This window comes from Nonomuraea turkmeniaca, from assembly GCF_005889735.1.
In the GTDB taxonomy this organism is placed as follows: Bacteria; Actinomycetota; Actinomycetes; order Streptosporangiales; family Streptosporangiaceae; genus Nonomuraea; species Nonomuraea turkmeniaca.
The window spans coordinates 1-14,444 of the sequence record NZ_VCKY01000023.1 but is presented as its reverse complement, the minus strand read 5'-3'; the positions used below and the strand labels follow the sequence as shown (position 1 = coordinate 14,444).

Annotated in this window: 14 protein-coding genes; 11 read left to right on the top strand and 3 right to left on the bottom strand. The window is 70.6% G+C overall.

The window, feature by feature from the left end; translation table 11 throughout:
- Nucleotides 1–7: 7 nt before the first annotated feature.
- Nucleotides 8–1,393 carry a hypothetical protein gene (locus ETD86_RS09570; protein WP_138665750.1) on the top strand — a complete coding sequence of 462 codons (1,386 nt, stop codon included), beginning with the start codon at nt 8–10 and terminating at the stop codon, nt 1,391–1,393.
- Here the strand turns inward: ETD86_RS09570 and erm are convergent.
- Nucleotides 1,382–2,206 carry an ErmE/ErmH/ErmO/ErmR family 23S rRNA (adenine(2058)-N(6))-methyltransferase gene (gene erm / locus ETD86_RS09565; RefSeq protein ID WP_138665749.1) on the bottom strand — a complete coding sequence of 275 codons (825 nt, stop codon included), beginning with the start codon at nt 2,204–2,206 and terminating at the stop codon, nt 1,382–1,384. The genes ETD86_RS09570 and erm overlap by 12 nt on opposite strands.
- A 253-nt stretch (nt 2,207–2,459) precedes the next feature.
- Between erm and ETD86_RS09560 the strand changes: the two genes are divergently transcribed.
- Genes ETD86_RS09560 through ETD86_RS09525 form a run of 8 tightly spaced genes read left to right on the top strand, consistent with a single transcriptional unit; the run spans nt 2,460 to nt 10,972 of the window.
- Nucleotides 2,460–3,521: an AAA family ATPase gene (locus ETD86_RS09560; RefSeq protein WP_138665748.1), complete on the top strand. Its 1,062-nt coding sequence runs from the start codon at nt 2,460–2,462 to the stop codon at nt 3,519–3,521.
- The gene (locus tag ETD86_RS09555) at nt 3,518–5,293 is read left to right on the top strand and encodes a vWA domain-containing protein (protein ID WP_138665747.1); all 1,776 of its coding nucleotides are present in this window, start codon (nt 3,518–3,520) and stop codon (nt 5,291–5,293) included. The genes ETD86_RS09560 and ETD86_RS09555 overlap by 4 nt, the downstream gene beginning before the upstream one ends.
- Before the next feature lie 53 nt (nt 5,294–5,346).
- Nucleotides 5,347–6,024, top strand: a complete 678-nt coding sequence (locus ETD86_RS09550) for a response regulator transcription factor (RefSeq protein ID WP_138665746.1) — start codon at nt 5,347–5,349, stop codon at nt 6,022–6,024.
- The gene (locus ETD86_RS09545; protein ID WP_211369933.1) at nt 6,021–7,430 is read left to right on the top strand and encodes a sensor histidine kinase; all 1,410 of its coding nucleotides are present in this window, start codon (nt 6,021–6,023) and stop codon (nt 7,428–7,430) included. Before ETD86_RS09550 ends, ETD86_RS09545 begins: the two co-directional genes overlap by 4 nt.
- A gap of 23 nt (nt 7,431–7,453) precedes the next feature.
- The gene (locus ETD86_RS09540; RefSeq protein WP_138665745.1) at nt 7,454–7,978 is read left to right on the top strand and encodes a hypothetical protein; all 525 of its coding nucleotides are present in this window, start codon (nt 7,454–7,456) and stop codon (nt 7,976–7,978) included.
- Nucleotides 7,975–9,069, top strand: a complete 1,095-nt coding sequence (locus tag ETD86_RS09535; protein ID WP_211369932.1) for a peptidoglycan-binding domain-containing protein — start codon at nt 7,975–7,977, stop codon at nt 9,067–9,069. Before ETD86_RS09540 ends, ETD86_RS09535 begins: the two co-directional genes overlap by 4 nt.
- Nucleotides 9,069–9,779, top strand: coding sequence for an ABC transporter ATP-binding protein (locus ETD86_RS09530; RefSeq protein ID WP_246147815.1), 711 nt, complete (start codon nt 9,069–9,071; stop codon nt 9,777–9,779). The genes ETD86_RS09535 and ETD86_RS09530 overlap by 1 nt, the downstream gene beginning before the upstream one ends.
- The gene (locus ETD86_RS09525; RefSeq protein ID WP_138665744.1) at nt 9,776–10,972 is read left to right on the top strand and encodes an ABC transporter permease; all 1,197 of its coding nucleotides are present in this window, start codon (nt 9,776–9,778) and stop codon (nt 10,970–10,972) included. Before ETD86_RS09530 ends, ETD86_RS09525 begins: the two co-directional genes overlap by 4 nt.
- A gap of 1 nt (nt 10,973) precedes the next feature.
- Here ETD86_RS09525 and ETD86_RS09520 read toward each other — a convergent pair whose 3' ends face one another.
- Nucleotides 10,974–11,201, bottom strand: a complete 228-nt coding sequence (locus tag ETD86_RS09520; protein WP_138665743.1) for a hypothetical protein — start codon at nt 11,199–11,201, stop codon at nt 10,974–10,976.
- 148 nt (nt 11,202–11,349) lie between these two features.
- Here ETD86_RS09520 and ETD86_RS09515 point away from each other — a divergent pair, with 148 nt between their 5' ends.
- Complete coding sequence (locus ETD86_RS09515) at nt 11,350–12,204, top strand: hypothetical protein (protein WP_138665742.1); 855 nt, start codon at nt 11,350–11,352, stop codon at nt 12,202–12,204.
- Between the two features lie 34 nt (nt 12,205–12,238).
- Nucleotides 12,239–12,943 carry a helix-turn-helix transcriptional regulator gene (locus ETD86_RS09510; RefSeq protein ID WP_138665741.1) on the top strand — a complete coding sequence of 235 codons (705 nt, stop codon included), beginning with the start codon at nt 12,239–12,241 and terminating at the stop codon, nt 12,941–12,943.
- Here ETD86_RS09510 and ETD86_RS09505 read toward each other — a convergent pair.
- Nucleotides 12,920–13,954: an AI-2E family transporter gene (locus tag ETD86_RS09505; RefSeq protein WP_246147809.1), complete on the bottom strand. Its 1,035-nt coding sequence runs from the start codon at nt 13,952–13,954 to the stop codon at nt 12,920–12,922. The two genes, ETD86_RS09510 and ETD86_RS09505, sit on opposite strands and share 24 nt — an antisense overlap.
- Between the last annotated feature and the right edge of the window lie 490 nt (nt 13,955–14,444).

Genomic DNA, 14,444 nt, shown 5'->3' with positions numbered 1-14,444 from the left:
TGCCGCCATGGATTACGCAGTCCTCACGGGGATAGTCCTCGTCGCCGGTGTCCTACTCGCTCTCATCGCCCAATGGCGCGATTGGCGGCCCCCGCTCATCGTCGCCATCGCCGTCGGCGTGGTCGTGCGGGTGCTCATCATGTACACCTCAGCGATCGATTCATGGCAGCCCGTCGACTTCATGGAGAGCTTCAAGCCCGCGGGCGAGGCCGTGCTGCGGGGCGAGGACCCGGTCCTGGCCAGCGAGGGCGGCTGGCACTTCCTGCCGACCATCCCGTACGTGTACGGCATCCTGCTGTGGCTCGGCATCCCGTGGGAGTACGCCGGACGCCTGGTCACCGTCGTCGCCGACATCGCGCTCATCCCGCTGGTGGCCAAGCTCGCCGGCGGCCCGAAGGCCTCGCTGCGGGCCCTGCAGTACGCGCTCAATCCGCTCGCCCTGCTCATCGCCTGCGTCCACGGCCAGGTCGAGCCGGTCGCGCTCGTGTTCGGCGTGGCCGCGTTCGTCGTCGCCCGCGGCCCCGGCGAGCCCGAGCGCCCCGGCATGACCACCGACGTGATCGCCAAGCTGCGCCGCGGTGTGGGGGCGTACGGCGTGCGGGCCTCGATCCCGCGCGTGATCGGCCGCGGCGGCATGTTGCACCGCGCCCTCGTGCCCGGCCCCGACGACCTGGCCCACCTCAAGCGCGGCGCGCTGGCCGGGCTGCTCATGGGCCTGGCGCTGTGCGCGAAGAGCTGGCCGATCTGGCTGATCCCCGGCATGCTGCTGCTCCTGCCCAACCTGCGCTCGCGGGTGGCCGCCCTGTTCATGACCGGGCTGCTGCCGCTGTTCTTCCTGGCCACGCTGCCGATCTTCGCGGGCACGTCGCTGGACCAGATCCCCGCGGTCATCCACACCATCCAGGACATCCGGCCGATCATCGGCGAATGGGGCTGGACACCGTGGTTCACCGGCGGCGACTGGGCGCTGATCCCGGAGCTGGCCTCCTTCGGCACGAACCTCATCTACGTGTGCGTCATCGCGGCGATCCTGATCTGGCGGCGGGCCGACCCGATCGACATGACGATCGCCATCCTGCTGATCTTCATGGTGGTGACGCCCCGGCTGGGCGCGCAGTACCTGCTCTGGTTCATGCCGTTCCTGGTCGCCAGGCCCACCAGGTTCGCCTGGCCCGCCATCATCGGCGTCTCGCTCTGGGCGGGCTACGGCTACCTCTACATGACCCAGTTCGACGTCAACCCCTGGTGGTACCTGCACCAGGACTGGTCGCGGGCGTCGATCGTGCTGCTGCCGATCCTGTTGCTGGCCATGCCGTGGGGCCGGCGCGACGCACCGGCCCCTGGCTCGGCCCCCGCCGTGGAGGCGAGGACCAGGGTCACCTCAGCCGCATAGGCGCCGCCACAACGTGACCCACTGGTCGGGGTGGACATGGCCCACGACGGTGTCGCGGGCCACCCCTGCGGCCTCCAACGCGGCGTCCACCCCCGGGTAGCGGGTCTTCAACGACGCCCGCACCGATCCACCGACGCCGCCGAACCCCAGCTCGACCAGCTCCTGGTAGGAGCGGCGGCCATGGACGAGCGGCGCGGGCCGCCGGTGGACGCGCAGGATCGCCGAGTCGACCGCCGGCACGGGCCGGAAGCTCTCCCTGCCGATCGTGTCACCGAGCCGCCAGCTGAACCACGGCCACGACTCCACCGTGACCAGGCTCCAGCGGCCGTAGTCGCCGGTGCGCTTGCGGGCGTACTCCCGCTGAGTGAGCATCGTCGCCGAGGTCAGGCCCGGCGCCCGCAGGCACCAGTCCACGATCTTCGACGTGACCGAGTACGGGATGTTGCCGACCACCGCGAACGGCTCGCGCGGCGCCCGCGCGGTCGTGAAGTCGCCCCTGACCACGTCGATCCCCGGGTGGTCACGTGTCCGCGCGGCCAGCTTCCCGGCCAGCAGGGGATCGATCTCGTAGCCGATGACCCGCGCGCCGGCCTCGGCCAACGCAAAGGTGAGCACCCCCTGCCCCGATCCGGGCTCCAGCACGAGCCCGTCGGGAGCGGCGGCCTTGACCATCAGCTCGACGGCATGGCTGTCGACCAGGAAATTCTGCGAGAGCGTGCGCCGCGCCCGATCTTTGGGCGTGCGACCGCCACCGCCGTTCCTGGCCTTCTTCTGGGTGTGTGAATAGTTTCCGTGTGCGAAATTCTGCGCCACAGCGCTCGCCCTTTCGGGTCCTCGAGATGGACAGGTCTCGAAGGGCCCTGGGCACGCGTGCGGACGCGCAGCCTCAGATGATCGCGTCCGCTAGCGGGCCAGAGCCCGGCCGCGCGAGCTCCGGCGGATGCGAATGAACATCGGGCAGGCGAACATGCATGTCATGCCCGTCACAGTAGGGAGCGGCCCGTCACCCGGGCAACGCAATTAAATGTGATGCGCGAGCTGCGCCTGGTTCGTCACTCTGGACAGCGTGCAGGCAACGGTCACGGTCACTCCGGCGCAGCTCCCCGAGCTGCTGCTGCACGTCGCCGTGGTGCGGCCCGTGTTCCTGTGGGGCGCGCCCGGCATCGGCAAGAGCTCACTGGTCCGCGAGTTCGCCGGCTCTCTCGGCCTGGAGTGCGTGACGCTGCTCGGCACCCAGCTCGCTCCCGAAGACCTGATCGGCGTGCCCGAGCTGGTCAACGGGCGCAGCCGGTTCGCGCCGCCCGAGTCGATCGCCCGCGAGGAGCCCTACTGCCTGTTCCTCGACGAGCTCAACGCCTCGGCGCCGGAGGTGCAGAAGGCGTTCTACTCGCTGATCCTCGACCGCAGGATCGGCACGTACGAGCTGCCCGCCGGCTCGGTCGTGATCGGCGCGGGCAACCGCGCGACCGACAACGCCCTCGCCCGCCCGATGGCCTCCGCGTTGATCAACCGGCTGGTCCACGTCCACCTGCGGGCCTCGGCCGACGACTGGCTGAAGTGGGCGGCCGCCAACGGCATCCACCCGTGGATCGTCGACTACCTCGTGCAGCGGCCCGACCACCTGTGGATCCCGCCGCCCAAGACCGAGGAGCCGTTCTCCTCGCCCCGGGCCTGGCACATGCTCTCCGACGTGCTTGTCTCCTATGGTGACGACGTGCCCGACGAGACGATCGCCATGCTGGCGTTCGGCACGCTCACCGCCACCCATGCCTCGGCCTTCCGCGCGTACGTGAAGACCGTGCGGCACGCGTACGACCTGGAGGCCGTGCTGAAGGGCGAGGCGCCCTGGCCGCGCGCGCCCGAGGAGCGCGACCTGCTCTACTTCCTGGCCGAGGCGTTCCGCGCACGTCTGATCAAGGAGCTGCCCGCGGACAAGCGCGGAGCCTCCTCCCGAGGGCGCGACCTCGGCTTCCGTGCCAAGACGCTGCTGGTCGAGCTGGCCGAGATCTCCCTCGAGTGTGCCCAGCTCGTCATCGCCAACAACGCCGACGGCGCTCCCGCGCTGCCCACCTGGTTCCTGGTGGAGGTCGGCAGGGACGTGCCGCGGCTGATGGCGGCCCGGTCATGAGCCGCGGCAAGCCCAAGGTCGACCCGTGGCGGGCCGAGCTCATGACGGGCTGGCACGCCACCACGAAGCAGCCGCTGTTCCGCGTCTTCTACCCCCACCTGGAGGAGGCCGACGACGGCGAGCTGACGAACGACACCTGGGCGATCGTCACCGAGGACGGCGACGTGCGCTTCCACCCCAAGCGCCGCGCCCCGGCCGAGGAGTGGACCTGGGTCTTCGCCCACCTCCTGCTCCACCTCGGCTTCGGCCACGCCGACCCGCGCACCTGCGCGCCCAAGGACGTCGACGGCGACCGCCCGCATCCCGCCTATCACGCCGCCTGCTGCCTGGCCGTGGAGCGGTTCCTGCGCACGCTGAAGATCGGGCGCTGTCCTTGGCCGCTCCCCGCCGAGCTGCCGGAGAACGACGAGGTGACGCTGTCCGAGCAGTGGCGCAGGCTCGGCGTCCCGGCCCCGGTCAAGCCGCTGGGGGAGCCCGACTTCCGCGTCGGCTCGGCGAAGCTGGCCGAGGACATGGACTTCCAGCGGTCGTTCGCGATCGGCGTCGCCGAGGCCGCCACGACCGCGCTCGACCAGGCCGGCGAGCCTCGCACCCCCGTCGAAGGGCACGTCAAGGGCCCGTGGGACCTGGCGTTGCGCTGGTTCACGTCGTCGTACCCGCTGCTCGGCGCGCTGGCCGCGGGCATGAAGATCGTCTCCGACGCGGAGCTGGCCCGCGGCTGGTCCATCTCGATCGCCGCGGTCAGCGCCCAGGCAGGGGAGATCTACATCAACCCGCTCGCCCAGCACTCCGAGCTTGAATGGCGTTTCGTGCTGGCCCACGAGATGCTGCACGCCGCGTTGCGCCATGGGGAGCGGTGCGGCATGCGAGACCCGTACCTGTGGAACGTCGCCTGCGACTACGTGATCAACGGCTGGCTGGTCGAGATGGGCGTCGGGGAGATGCCGGAAGGGCTGCTGTTCGACCAGTCGCTGAGCCGCATGTCCGCGGAGGCCGTCTATGACCACATCGCCACCGATCTGCGCCGCCTCCGCAAGCTCGCCACCCTGCGCGGGCGCGGGCTCGGCGACGTGCTCGACCACCCGCCCCGCCGCATCGGCGGCTACGTCGACCTCGACGAGTACTACCGCAACGCGCTCTGCACCGGCCTGGCCTACCACCAGAGCAGCGGGCGCGGCCTGCTGCCCGCCGGGCTCGAAGAGGAGATCCGCGCGCTCGACCAGCCGCCGCTGCCGTGGGACGCCCAGCTGGCCCGCTGGTTCGACGAGCACTTCCAGCCCGGGGAGAAGCGCCGCTCCTACGCCCGAGCATCGCGCCGGCAGGCGTCGAGCCCCGGCATCCCGCGCCCTGGCTGGGTGCGCCCTGAGGAGATCGTGCGCAAGGCCACGTTCGGGGTCGTCCTGGACACCTCGGGATCCATGGACGTGAAGCTGCTCGGCAAGGCGCTCGGCGCGATCGCCTCCTACGCCACGGCCCGTGACGTGCCCCGGGCCCGCGTGGTCTTCTGCGACGCCGCCGCCTACGACGCCGGCTATCTGCCGGTCGAGGACATCGCGGGCAAGGTCAGGGTGCGCGGCCGCGGCGGCACGGTCCTCCAGCCGGGCGTCAGGCTGCTCGAACAGGCCGACGACTTCCCCCTGGACGGGCCCATCCTGGTGATCACCGACGGTGCGTGCGACGTGCTGCGTATCCGCAGGGAGCACGCGTTCCTGGTGCCGCAGGGCGCACCCCTGCCGTTCAGGCCGCGCGGCCCGGTGTTCTTCGTGAAGTGAGCCGCTGCTCGGCTTTGAGCCGGCATTGAGGTGGCTCGGGTAGACCTTTAGCCATGGACCGACCGGCCAGGGTGCTCGTCGTGGACGACGAGCCCAACATCCGCGCCCTGCTCTCACAGACACTGCGACTGGTCTCGTTCGAGGTGAGGACGGCGGAGACGGGCGCGGAGGCGGTGACGGCCGCCAGGGAGTTCAAGCCCGACATCGTGGTGCTCGACGTGATGCTGGCCGACTTCGACGGATTCGAGGTGGCCAGGCGGCTCGGCGAACGCATCCCGGTGTTGTTCCTGACCGCCCGCGACCAGGTCGAGGACCGCGTGCAGGGGCTCACGCTCGGTGCCGACGACTACGTGGCCAAGCCGTTCAGCCTGGAAGAGGTGGTGCTCCGCATCCGCGCCATCCTGCGGCGCAGCCGCGCCGTCCCCCGCGACGACGTCCTGCGCTACGCCGACCTGGAGCTGCATCCACAGGCCCACGAGGTACGCCGGGCCGGGGTGCCGGTGGAGCTGTCGCCCACCGAGTTCAACCTGCTCGAATACCTGCTGATCAACGCGGGCCGGGTGGTGAGCAAGGCGCAGATCCTCGACAGCGTCTGGCGCTACGACTTCGACGGCGACTCCAGCATCGTCGAGTCGTACGTCTACTACCTGCGCAAGAAGATCGACAAGTGGGAGCCGCAGCTCATCCACACCGTGCGCGGGGTCGGCTACACGCTGAGGACGCCGCGATGAGGCCCGCGACCTGGACCTTGCGCGCCCGGCTGGTCGTGGCCATCCTCGGCCTCACCGCGGTCGCGCTGGTGCTCTCCAACGTCGTCGGCGTCCTGCTGCTGCGCGACAACATGATGGGCCGGGTCGACCAGCAGCTGGCGCAGATCTCCAGAATCGCCAGCGCCAAGGGCGTCCAGACGCTCACCGCGCGGCCGGTCCCGGTGGACGACGTCTTCGAGGTGCTCGCCAAGCGGATCGCCACCATCCAGCAGATCATGGTCTTCACCGCTGAAGGCGCGCTGCAGTACAAGAGCTCCGCACCCGGCCAGCCCGCTCCCGTTGTCGAAGAGGTCAGAACCGGCGTCGCCTATACCGTGCCGGGCACCTCGGGCGCCTCGTGGCGGATCCGGGCCGCCGAGCTGCCCAACGGCACCGTCTGGGTGTTCGCCCAGTCGCTGGCCGAGCTGGAGCAGACGCAGACCGCGGCCGTCGCCATCGCCGTCGCGGTCAGCGGGCTGGTGCTGCTCCTGCTGGGCCTGGCCGCCGACGCCGTGGTACGCCTCGGCCTGCGCCCCCTCACCAGGATGGAGGCCACCGCCGGGCACATCGCCCGCGGTGACTTCTCCCGCCGCGTCCACGCCCACGACCCGCACACCGAGCCCGGCCGGCTGGCCGGCGCCATGAACGTCATGCTCGACCGCCTGGAGTCCGAGATCGCCGCCCGGACCGACTCCGAGGCCCGCATGCGGGGTTTCCTCGCCGACGCCTCCCACGAGCTGCGTACTCCGCTCACCTCCGTGCGCGGCTTCGCCGAGCTGCACCGAAGGGGCGGCGGCGACGCCGACGAGGCGATGCGCCGGATCGAGGACGAGGCCGCCAGGATGGGCGTGCTCGTCAACGACCTGCTCACGCTGGCCCAGCTCGACGAGGAACGCCCGCTCGACCTCGCCTCGGTCGACCTGCTCCAGGTGGCCGTCGACACGATGAGGGACGCCCGCGCCCGCGTCCCCGACCGGCACGTGAAACTGGCCGGGCTCGATGGCCCGCTCGCACCCGTCTCGGTCGTGGGCGACGAGGCGCGCCTGCGCCAGGTCGCCGCCAACCTGGTCGGCAACGCGCTGTGCCACACGCCGCCCGACGCCGACATCACGGTGAAAGTGGGCCGGTCGGGTGGGATGGCCGTACTGGAGGTGACCGACACCGGGCCCGGCATTCCGCCCGAGCACGTGCCGCGCCTGTTCGACCGCCTCTACCGGGTCGGCCAAGGCAGATCCAGGGCCGACGGCGGCGCCGGGCTCGGCCTGGCCATCGTCTCCGCCATCGTCCGAGCGCACGGCGGCCGCGTCGACCTGGACACCGCGCCGGGCAAAGGCGCGTGCTTCCGCGTGCTCCTACCTGACTCCGAGGCGGCTCCCAGCCGGCGTTGAAGCACGCTCGGCACATTCGGAGCATGAGACGGACATTCATCGCCACGGCTCTGCTGGCCGCGCTGTCGGCCGGCTGCGGCAGCCAGGAGAGCGGCGCGGGCGTCGCCTCGGTGACCCGGGGCTCGTCCCCGCCTTCGGCCAGCGCGAGCGCCACCCCGACCACCACGGCCGACCCGCAGGAACAGGGCAGGAAGTTCGCCCAGTGCATGCGCGAGCACGGCGTGCCCATGGAGGACCCCGACCCCGACGGGGGCGGCGGCTTCACCTCGATCGGCCAGAACGTCGACAAGAACAAGGTCAGAGAGGCCGCCGAGGCCTGCCGCGCGTTCGCGCCGTTCAAGGACCGCAGGGAGCTCAATCCCGAAGAGGTCGAGCAGCTGCGGCAGTTCGCCCAGTGCATGCGCGAGAACGGCGTCGACATGCCCGACCCCAACCCCGACGGCACCCTCAGCGGAGCCGGCCGCAACTTCAATCGCGACGACCCGCAGTTCAGGAAGGCGCTCGACGCGTGCGGCGACAAGTTCCGCAAGCCGGGAGCGGCCAAGTGACCCAGACCGAGCAGAAGAGCGAGCGGGCGGTCCGCGCCCTGCCCCCGGTCCGGCGCAGCCCCGTGCGGGTCCTGGCATGGACGGGCGGTGCCGCGTTGCTCGCCGCCGCCGTCGCGGCCGCCGCCGTGGGCTTCGGCGGCAACGGCACCGGTACGGCCGCCGCCGGCCGGACGCCCCCCGCCACCGCCAAGGTGACCCGTACGACCCTCACCGAGACCAAGACCGTCGACGGAAGCCTCGGGTACGGCGACACCGTCACCGTCGCCGCCCAGTCCCAGGGCACGATCACCTGGCTTCCCGGCGAGGGCTCCACCGTCACCCGAGGACGCGGCGTCTACAGTGTGGACGCCGACCGCCGCCCCCTCCTGTACGGCGCCATGCCCCTCTACCGCACCCTGGAGGACGGCGTCAGCGGCCGGGACGTCGAGCTGCTCGAACGTAACCTCGACAAGCTCGGCTACGAGGGCTTCGACGTGGACGACGAGTTCACCTGGGCCACCAGGGAGGCGGTCGAGGACTGGCAGGAGGACCTCGGGCACGACGTCACCGGCAAGGTCCAGCCCGGCGACGTGGTCGTGGCCGACGGCCCCCTCCGCGTCGCCGAGCTCAAGAAGGCGCTCGGCGGCGCCGCGAGCGGCCCCGTGCTCACCGCCACCGGCACCACCCGCGAGGTGCTCGTCAACCTCGACGTGGCCGACGAGCACCTGGTCAAGAAGGGTATGAAGGCCACCGTCGAGCTGCCCGACGGCAGCACCGTGAACGGCAAGGTCGCGAGCGTCGGCAAGGTCGCCACCGAGACCGGCACCGGCACCGACACCAGCACCACGGTCGAGGTCACGGTGTCGGTGAGCGGGCTGAAGAAGTCGTTCGACGCCGCGCCCGTGGACGTCACGATCGTGTCGGGCCAGCGCGAGAGCGTCCTGGCCGTCCCCGTCGGGGCGCTGGTCGCGCTCGCCGAGGGCGGCTACGGCGTGCAGGTCGTGGAGGGTTCCACCACCCGCTACGTCCCGGTCGAGACCGGCATGTTCGCCGACAGCAAGGTCGAGGTCACCGGCGTGGACGAGGGCATGACCGTGGCGGTGCCCAGGTGATCGTCGAACTCCGCGGCGTCAGCAAGCTGTACGGCGACGTCGCCGCGCTCCGCGAGGTCTCGATGGACATCGAGCACGGCGACCTGGTCGGCATCGTCGGACCGTCAGGCTCGGGCAAGTCGACCATGCTCAACATGATCGGCACCCTGGACCGCCCGACCGGCGGCACCGTCCGCATCGCCGGGCACGACGTGAGCACCCTCACCGACCAGCAGCTGTCCGCCCTGCGCGCGAACGTCATCGGCTTCGTCTTCCAGCAGTTCCACCTGGCCGCCGGGGTGCCTGCTCTGGACAACGTGGCCGACGGCCTGCTGTACGCGGGCCCGGCGCTCCGCGAGCGGCGGCTGCGCGCGTACGAGGCGCTGGAACGCGTCGGGCTCGGGCACCGGCTCGGCCATCGCCCGCACGAGCTGTCCGGCGGCGAACGGCAGCGCGTGGCCATCGCCCGCGCCGTCGTCGGCGACCCGCAGTTGCTGCTGGCCGACGAGCCGACCGGCAACCTCGACTCCCGCTCGGGGGCCGGGGTGATGGAGCTGCTGCGCGAGCTGAACGCGGCCGGCACCACGGTGGTCGTCATCACCCACGACCGCGACATCGCCGCCTCCCTGCCCCGGAAGGTGGAGATGCTCGACGGTCGCGTCGTGCCGGAGGCGCGCAAGGGAGTCGTGCCGGAGGCGCGCAAGGGACCTGTCGAGGGGGCACAGGCATGACGGTCCTCACGACACCCCGCATGCGGTCGCGCGACGTGGTCAGAGTCGGCGGGGCCGGGCTGCGGGCCAGGCCGCTGCGGGTGTTCCTGTCCGCGCTGGGCATCGCCATCGGCATCGCCGCCATGCTCGGCGTCGTCGGCATCTCCGCCTCCAGCCAGGAGGACCTGAACCGGCAGCTGGAAGCGCTCGGCACGAACCTGCTCACCGTGTCGCCGGGACAGACCCTGTTCGGCGAGGCGAGCCACCTGCCCGCCGAGGCCGAGGGCATGATCGGGCAGATCGCCCCCGTCACCTCGGTCACCGCGACCGGCACGACGCCCGCCAAGGTCTACCGCAACGACCACGTCCCCGCGGCCGAGACCGGCAGCATCTCCGTCACCGCCGCCCGGCTCGACCTGCTCCAGGACACGGGCGCCACCGTGGTCAGCGGCTCCTGGCTGAACGCGGCCACCCACCGCTACCCGGCCACCGTGCTCGGCGCCAAGGCCGCCGACCGGCTCGGCGTCGTCCAGGCGGGCCCCGACCAGCGGGTCTGGCTGGGCGGCCAGTGGTTCACGGTCGTCGGCGTGCTCGCCGCCGCTCCGCTGGCGCCCGAGCTGGACACGGCCGCTCTCGTCGGCTGGCCGGTCGCGGAGGAGCGGCTGGACTTCGACGGGTACGCGACCACGATCTACGCCAGAGTGCAGGAAGAGCACGTGGTCGCGGTCCGCGACGTGCTCGGCGCGACCGCGAACCCGGAGATGCCGAACGAGGTCGACGTCTCCCGGCCGTCGGACGTCCTGGCCGCCAAGCAGGCCACCGACGCCACGCTCAACGCGCTCCTGCTCGGCCTCGGCGGCGTCGCGCTGCTGGTCGGCGGCGTGGGGGTGGCCAACACGATGGTCATCTCTGTGCTGGAGCGGCGCGCCGAGATCGGGCTGCGCCGCTCGCTGGGGGCGACCAGGGGCCAGATCAGGCTCCAGTTCCTGGCCGAGTCGCTGCTGCTGTCGGCCATCGGCGGCCTCGGCGGCGTTCTGCTGGGCATCGGCGTCACCACCGCGTACGCGAGCTTCCAAGGCTGGCCGGCGATCGTGCCCGTCTGGGCCATGCTCGGCGGCGTGCTCGCCACACTGGTCATCGGTGGGATCGCCGGCTTCTACCCGGCGGTGCGCGCCGCCAGGATGTCACCGACCGAGGCGCTGGCTACGACGTGACCTAGCCCGTGACCTGCTCCGTGACCTGCTCTGTGCCCACGACGACCCTGATCGGATGCCCGTGCGACTTGACCCTCCCGTCGCCGGGCATCACCCCGGTCACGCTGTCGTAGGCGTCGCCTCCCGCCTGCCGTACCAGGAAGGAGGGCTCCGCCACCTCGGACAGCGGCCTGGTCACGGCCCGCATGACGTCGATGCCCTCCAGCTCCTCCTCCGGACGGGCCCGCACCTCGTAGACCCCGTCCGTCGCTCACGCCGGTGAACCGCTCGTCGACGTCCTATCGCCGCTCTCCTTCATGCGTCCGATTCTTACAAGAGAGCGGCGGGGTGGTGTGAGTAGCTTCTTGGGGACGGACTCTGGGGAAAGGACTGCATCCATGGACGTGCTCGACCGGGCAGAGACGTATCTCCAGCTGCACGGCAGACTGATCGACCGGCTGCGCTTCGCGGCGCTGTTCCGCGGTGGCTCCCGCGAACGGGTGCTCGACGTGCTGCGTTGCTACCAGAACACCGACGGCGGCTTCGGCCACGCGCTCGAACCCGACCTGCGGGGCGCGGGCAGCCAGCCGGAGCCGGTCGAGATCGCGTTCTGGATCCTGGACGAGCTGGCTGCCTTCGACTCGCCCATGGTCCTGGCCGCCTGCGACTACTTGTCCGGCATCACCACGGGGGACGGCGGGGTGCCCTTCGTGTTGCCCTCCGTCCGGGACGACCCGCGCGGGCCCTGGTGGCAGACGGACGACGACCCGCCCGGCAACCTCGTCCCGACGGCGTCACTCGCCGGCCTCCTCCACAAACACGCGATCTCGCATCCATGGCTGGCCACGGCCACCGGCTTCTGCTGGTCGCGGATCGCCGCGGTGCAGGAGACCAGCCCGTACGAGGCCCGCGCCATCGTGACCTTCCTGAACCTGGTCCCGGACCGGGAGTGGGCGGAGGCCGAGTTCGCCCGGCTGCGCGAGGCCATCCTGGCCACGGTCGCGTTGGATCCCGACACGCCGGGGGAGGCGCACTTCCCGCTGGACTTCGCGCCCGAGCCGCTGCGGCTGCCGCTGTTCACGCAGGGCGTCCTGGACGCCCATCTCGACGCGCTCGTTGCCGCGCAGTCCACTGACGGCGGCTGGAGTCCGAACTTTCCGATATGGACGCCTCTGGTGAAGCACGAGTGGAGCGGCTACCTCACCGTCCACCAGCTCAAGACCCTGCGCGCCTACGGGCGGCTGCCGGGCTAGCCGTTCTGTCGGTGGTGTGTCGTACGTTGGAGGCATGTACGAGGAACGGCCGCCTGGCCCGGACCTCGCCGGACGTGTCGCCTGCGTGTGGCACCAGGTCAGCGAGACGGGCACCACCCATCTGGTGGTGCCCGACGCCTGTGTCGACCTCATCTGGGGCCCCGAGGGCCTGTTCGTGGCCGGGCCCGACACGGGCCCCATGCCCACTCCCATGGCGGCAGGCGACACCTTCACCGGCATCCGCTTCAAGCCGGGCGCGGTAGGCGACGTCTTCGGCGTCCCGGTCCACGAGCTGCGTGACCAGCGGATCCCGCTGCCCGCCCTGCCCGGCCTGCCGATCGACGAGTCCTGCGCCCCGCGGCCCGAGTGGCGGCTTGAGGCCATGCGCGCGGCCGTCGCGCGGCGCCTGACCCGCTCGGACGCCGCCGACCCCGCCGCCCCCGCGATCGCCAAGGCGCTCATGGCCGGGCGCACCGTGACCGAAGTGGCCTGGGACCTCGGCTTCAGCGATCGCCAGCTGCACCGCCGTGCCGTGGCCGCCTTCGGCTACGCGCCCAAGACCCTGCAGCGCATCGTCCGTTTCCAGCGCGCGCTGCGGCTCGCCCGCGCCGGCGTGCCCCTGGCCGAGGTCGCCGTCACAGCCGGCTACACCGACCAGGCCCACCTGTCCCACGACGTCAAGCGGCTGAGCGGGGTGCCGATGGGCCGGCTGGTCTCACCTGTTCGGAAGCCTGCCTGACACGAGCGCCTGTGCCCAGGTGGCGCTCGGGTCGCTGTCGATCAGCAACGCCCGGGCGAGCAGGCTCAACGGGATGGCGAGAATGGCGCCCAGCGGCCCCAGCACGAAGGTCCACACGAGCAACGAGAGGAACGTCATCGTCGTCGTCAGCCCGACCGCGTCCCCCAGGAATTTGGGGAGGATGAACGATTGGGTGACGACGTTGATGACGATATAGGCGATCACGACGAGCACCATGGTCCGCACGCCGCCGTCCAGCAGTGCGAGCATCGTGGGCGGCAACAACGCGATGACGAACCCGATGTTAGGGATGTAGTTGGCGATGAGCGCGAGCACCCCCCACAGCAGCGGCAACGGCACGTCGAGCAGCGACAGTGCGAGCACGTCGAGAATCGCGCTCAAGAGCCCGAAGACTGTGGAGACGATGAGATAACGCCGGGTCTTGTGGGCGAATGTGTTCAGCGCCGTCACCAATTGGAGTCTTTGCCCTTCCCCGGCAGTGAGAATTCTGGCCGTCACCGGCGCGTCCAGACACATCGCCAGCAACAACACCACGACGAGAAAGCTCGCCGAGAGCACGCCGATCAAACTCCCCAGCAGGCCCTGCGCCAGCTCGAACAATCTGTTCGGATCGAACGCGTCCAGCGCCCGGTCGAAGACGTCGGTGCCGAGGCCGTACGTGGCGGCCCACCGCTGCGCGTCGGCGAGCAACTGCTCGAACTCGCTCGCGTACGCCGGCAGCAACGACGTCAGCTGGGCGACCGAGATGGTCAGGATGCCCACCATGCCGAGCAGCACCAGCACGACGACGAGGAACGGCACCGCGACCTGCACCCACACGGGCAGCCCTTTGGCAGCGAGCCAGCCGCGTACCGGGGCGACGGCGATGACGAGCACCAGGGCCAGCACGACCGGGCCGGCGATCGAGGCGACCTCCCGGAGACCGAACAGGGCGACGACCGCGCAGGCGATGCCCACCAGGAGGATGAGTGCCCTGGGCAGAGTGTTCACGTGCGCTCCCTTGCGATTACCCACTGTGAATGCCCGGGAGGCGGACGGCGGAACCGCCGATTTGACGGCTCCGGGAGGCGCACATACAGTTCATCAGTCCCGAGAGAGCGGCATGATCGCCGACCTCACTTCGGGGACGACCCCCAAGACTCCTCCACTCCGGTGGACGTGCGCGTCCACTCTGAAGGGCTGGTAAGTTTGAGGGGTTGTCCCGGAAACGGGACGCGGCTTAATTCCTGCAGATTTCGCGGGTCCGGTCAATTTGACAGGGATTCGGGCGGATGTAAGGATTAAGACATAACGCAAGACCGAAGCGAAACGCCGGAATAAGCGTCCGTTTCTTGAGAACTCAACAGTGTGTTAAAAGCCAGTGCATGTGCATCATCACATGTATGACCCCGTCATTTTTGACGGTTTTGCTTGGACAGATCTGTCCGGACATGTTCATTGTTTGGAGAGTTTGATCCTGGCTCAGGACGAACGCTGGCGG

What these genes read in the sequence shown, in the direction of transcription:
- ETD86_RS09570 (WP_138665750.1), top strand. Translation starts at nt 8, where the DNA reads ATGGATTACGCAGTCCTCACGGGGATAGTCCTCGTCGCCGGTGTCCTA.
- ETD86_RS09555 (WP_138665747.1), top strand. Translation starts at nt 3,518, where the DNA reads ATGAGCCGCGGCAAGCCCAAGGTCGACCCGTGGCGGGCCGAGCTCATG.
- ETD86_RS09550 (WP_138665746.1), top strand. Translation starts at nt 5,347, where the DNA reads ATGGACCGACCGGCCAGGGTGCTCGTCGTGGACGACGAGCCCAACATC.
- ETD86_RS09545 (WP_211369933.1), top strand. Translation starts at nt 6,021, where the DNA reads ATGAGGCCCGCGACCTGGACCTTGCGCGCCCGGCTGGTCGTGGCCATC.
- ETD86_RS09540 (WP_138665745.1), top strand. Translation starts at nt 7,454, where the DNA reads ATGAGACGGACATTCATCGCCACGGCTCTGCTGGCCGCGCTGTCGGCC.
- ETD86_RS09525 (WP_138665744.1), top strand. Translation starts at nt 9,776, where the DNA reads ATGACGGTCCTCACGACACCCCGCATGCGGTCGCGCGACGTGGTCAGA.
- ETD86_RS09515 (WP_138665742.1), top strand. Translation starts at nt 11,350, where the DNA reads ATGGACGTGCTCGACCGGGCAGAGACGTATCTCCAGCTGCACGGCAGA.
- ETD86_RS09510 (WP_138665741.1), top strand. Translation starts at nt 12,239, where the DNA reads ATGTACGAGGAACGGCCGCCTGGCCCGGACCTCGCCGGACGTGTCGCC.